The organism is Candidatus Protofrankia californiensis (genome assembly GCF_900634765.1).
In the GTDB taxonomy this organism is placed as follows: domain Bacteria; phylum Actinomycetota; class Actinomycetes; order Frankiales; family Frankiaceae; genus Protofrankia; species Protofrankia californiensis.
The window spans coordinates 1-3987 of sequence record NZ_CAAAFT010000301.1 but is presented as its reverse complement, the minus strand read 5'-3'; the positions used below and the strand labels follow the sequence as shown (position 1 = coordinate 3987).

General features: G+C 66.0%; 3 protein-coding genes and 3 tRNA genes. 1 reads left to right on the top strand and 5 read right to left on the bottom strand.

Going from position 1 to position 3987, the window contains the following annotated elements; all coding sequences use genetic code 11:
- Nucleotides 1-425 precede the first annotated feature (425 nt).
- The 5 genes from DD1DGNOD_RS16105 to DD1DGNOD_RS16085 form a co-directional block, all read right to left on the bottom strand.
- Entirely contained in the window at nt 426-1187 is a 762-nt protein-coding gene (locus DD1DGNOD_RS16105; protein WP_131766356.1) for a FadR/GntR family transcriptional regulator, read from the bottom strand.
- A 16-nt stretch (nt 1188-1203) separates the two neighbouring features.
- Nucleotides 1204-1626, bottom strand: coding sequence for a toll/interleukin-1 receptor domain-containing protein (locus tag DD1DGNOD_RS16100; RefSeq protein ID WP_165034889.1), 423 nt, complete (start codon nt 1624-1626; stop codon nt 1204-1206).
- 759 nt (nt 1627-2385) lie between these two features.
- A tRNA-Val gene (locus DD1DGNOD_RS16095) sits at nt 2386-2457 on the bottom strand.
- Between the two features lie 31 nt (nt 2458-2488).
- Nucleotides 2489-2560, bottom strand: a tRNA-Cys gene (locus tag DD1DGNOD_RS16090).
- A gap of 44 nt (nt 2561-2604) precedes the next feature.
- Nucleotides 2605-2677, bottom strand: a tRNA-Gly gene (locus DD1DGNOD_RS16085).
- 346 nt (nt 2678-3023) lie between these two features.
- Between DD1DGNOD_RS16085 and DD1DGNOD_RS16080 the strand changes: the two genes are divergently transcribed.
- Nucleotides 3024-3987: chorismate-binding protein (locus DD1DGNOD_RS16080; RefSeq protein WP_131770488.1), on the top strand; the 964-nt coding region annotated here is incomplete at its 3' end.

Here is a 3987-nt window from a genome sequence, read left to right as displayed (position 1 = left end):
ATCCCATCGACGCCACGCGGGTCTCCGACGCCGCGTGGCGCCAACGTGCCGCACAGGGCATTGTGGACGGGATAACAGCCTTCCTCGCCACGCGACCGTCCTGATATCATCTCGACCTGTCACACGGCCGATCTTCTACGGGGATCGTCCGATGAACCGGTGGGACGCGTCCGAGCCGGTATCCCGATCCGATTAGCCCGAACATCTCCGCGGCGAACGCCGCCGACCGCTTCCGGGCGTCCGCGAGTTGATTCGGCGTCATCGCACTCAGCTCCGCGCGGGTGTCAACACGCCGTTACTACCCCGCCTAACCAGGCCCTAGTGTCTCGTGATTCCGGGCAATTTACGTTACTCTAAGTCATCTACGCTGGTCGCGGGCTTGATCAGAACCTTCGATCGAGTAAGTGAAGCGGAATCACGAGACACTAGGACAGCACGTCCAGGATGGTTTCGCCGGGATCCTGGACCATGAACTTGGTGACCTGGGTGAGGTGTTCGCGCCAGAAGGCGACTGCCTTGTCGGCGTCTTTCTGCCGGATGAGCTCGACCAGTTTGATGTGGGCGTCGTGCGCGGCGGTCACGTTGGACGTGCTGAACGGCCTGCTGCGGTGTTCGCGGATGAACTTCTCGTCGTGGCTCTTGATGATCGAGAACAGGATGTCCAGGAACATCATCATGGTCTGGTTCCCGGAGAGCTCCATCAGGAGCCGGTGGAATTCCAGGTCGTGCTTCTCGGCGAAGGTGACGGGGTCGTCGAGCAGGGCTTCGCCCTCGGCGAGCATCTGGTTGAGCCTGCGGAGGTTGGCCGCGGAGCGCTCCCGGGCGAGCATAGCCACGGCTGCCGACTCCAGGTGGGAGCGTGCTTCGTACACGTCGGCGAGGGTCGTTCCCCGATATTGCAGGAGTGCGCCGGCGTAGCGGCTGGCGGCCGCGGTGTCGGGCAGGAGCACCTGGGCGCCGCCATGGGCACCGCGACGGACGTGGATGACCTGCTCGGATTCCAGGATGCGGAACGCTTCACGCAGGGTTGGCCGGGACACTCCGAACTGCTCCATCAGGACCGGTTCGGAGGGGAGCAGGTCGCCTTCGCGCAGTTGGCCGGTCACGATCTGTCGGCGAAGCTGGGCGGCAACCATTTCGCCAGCCTTGGGCACCCTGACCACAGTCGTTTTGGGCGTCGCTGACATAGATGTTTCCCTCTCATCATTTCCGGTAGCTCATCGTACTATTACTTCCTACTATTCTGAATGCAACGTTATAGTTGCGTTCGGTCGAGGTCTCCTCGCCTGCGAGGAAGCCGCGCCACTGGCTGTCGGCGAGCAGAGGGACCTCGAGATCCGGTTCCAGGAGGACGGGAAAGATCGGGATCCCTTTGATCTGCGCGTAGGAGAGTTCACTGTGACACCATTGCGAATCGGCGGAATGACGGGTCCCGAGGAACACGACGGCGTCAGAACGGCGGAGCTCCTGCCAAATATGCTTCTCCCAACGGGCCGACGGCGGGACACCATCCGACGGATCGTAATCAAGGAAGACACCGGTGAGACCGGCGGAGGTCAGGCTGTTCTTGAGCAGAGTCGCCTCTGCGCGATCCTGCGATGCGTAGCTGATGAAGATGAGAGACACGGCGACCCCCCGTATGGCGCTGCCGACAGTTGGCCAGTTCGAGGCCCGGATGCCTCACCTGCCGTCGCCGACTCCATAGAAATGGACAAGGCACTCCGTTCCCGGTGAACGTGCCGGTCGGGCACCCTGCCGATCGGCAGCGTCGGACATCGTTCCCCAGCGGCCCGTCCACATCGACGATCCGACCCGGATGCAGACCCACCGGGTAACGGCAGCTCCTCGCCCCTTCCCGACCACCGACGCAGCCCCGGTTCCGTCATCCACCGGCTGGCCAGCCTCTGATTCCGCGTCACAGTCACACCGACCACGAGCAGTGCACGAGGCTCACCCGACGAGCCGCGTGTCGGCCAGCCCATGGCCCTGGTCCCTCCCCGGACGAGGAGCAGCCGGGGTTCGCGCTTTCCGAGGACACAGGTCACTCATCGGTCCGGGGCTCTTTGTCGTTATCCCCACCCGTCCGGCCGAGCGCAGCTCGGCATCGGGGGCGGAAAGTTGCCCCAGCCATAGGAACGTGGGGGGCTCCGGGGGGCTCGGCCCCCCGGGCAGACATCCCGGCTCCGGCGAAGCTGACCGCAGGTCAGCGAGCAGGCCAAGCCGGTAGTCGTTCAAACCCGTCCGGCCGAGCGCAGCTCGGCGTCGGGGGCGGAAAGTTGCCCCAGCCATAGGAACGTGGGGGGCTCCGGGGGGCTCGGCCCCCGGGCAGACATCCCGGCTCCGGCGAAGCTGACCGCAGATCAGCGAGCAGGCCAAGCCAGCGCGTGGGCGATACTGGGATTGAACCAGTGGCCTCTACCGTGTCAAGGTAGCGCTCTCCCACTGAGCTAATCGCCCAAGTTTGTTCCAGTTTGTTGCTTTATTGCCGAGGCGGAGGCGGGAATCGAACCCGCGTACAGGGCTTTGCAGGCCCTTGCCTAAACCACTCGGCCACTCCGCCAAGGAGGCCGGGACGGGCTTGACCTCTGACCTCACACACTCTCGAGCGGACGACGGGATTCGAACCCGCGACCCTCACCTTGGCAAGGTGATGCTCTACCAGCTGAGCCACGTCCGCGTGCCCCGCCTCTTGGCGGTGCAGCTAGCACTCTAGCGGACGATGGGGGGAAGCGTCGAATGACCCGCCGTCCGCTGTGTCTGCGATGTGAAGTTTCTGTGTCGTTGCCCGCTCGCCGGTGCCGGTTGTGCTTGCCGGCTGTCAAAACCGGCTGGTCGGGCCGCGTGCCGCCGGCCCGGACACCGGTAGCGTGATTCGGATGGACAGCGCGACTCGGGACAGTCCGGACCGCAACTGGCAAGCCAGGCCGGGCGGCGTCTTCGTCGGTGCTGGGAAGCCGGCGGCGCAGGCCGCGGGGGGTCGGGCGGAGGCTCGGCGCCGCCCGCCGTGGCGGACGGCGTCCTTCATGGTTGCCGGCGGCAGGCTCGCAACCGGCGTGATCGATGTCACCGACGACCTGGCCGCGCTCGACCGCGGCGGTTTCTGGGCGGTCGTGGTCGATTTTGAGGGTGAGGCGCGGTGCGTGCGTTTTGCGGACGTCCGCGCCGCCCCTCCGCTGACGGCGATCGCGGGACGGCCGTGGTGCGGCCCGCCACGCGATGCATGGACGAGTAGTCTAGACCAAGACGGCTATATCGCCGGCGTGCGGCGCATCCGCGCCGAGATCGCTGCCGGTGAGGTCTATCAGGTCAATCTGTGCCGGGTGCTGTCCGTACCCATGGCCGCCGAGAGCGGTGAGGCGATCGCGGCCCTAGGCATGGCGTTGGCGTACGGCAACCCGGCCCCGTATGCGGCTGTGATGTATGTCCCGGAGGCGGACATCCGGCTGGTCAGCGCATCCCCGGAGCTGTTCCTGTCGCGCCGGGGCGATGTGGTGCGGTCGGGGCCGATCAAGGGGACGGGACGGGTCGCGGCCGACCTGCTGGAGAAGGACGTCGCCGAGAACATCATGATTGTCGATCTGGTGCGCAACGACCTGGGCCGGGTCGCCTGCCCGGGCGGGGTGAGCGTCCCGACGCTGTGCTCGGTCGAGGCTTATCCGGGTCTGGTGCATCTGGTGTCCACCGTCGAGGCGCGGCTGCGGCCGTATGTCGGCTGGCCCGAACTGTTCGCCGCGAGCTTCCCACCCGGGTCGGTGTCGGGTGCTCCGAAGCTGAGCGCGCTACGTGTCATCCAGGACCTGGAGCCGTCGGCGCGTGGACCGTACTGCGGCGCAATCGGCTGGGTCGATGCCGACCAGGGGCTGGGCGAGCTCGCGGTCGGCATTCGAACGTTCTGGTTCGCAGCCGAACGGCTGCGCTTCGGTTCCGGTGCCGGAATCACCTGGAGTAGTGACCCGGAAGGAGAATGGCGTGAAACGGAGCTCAAGG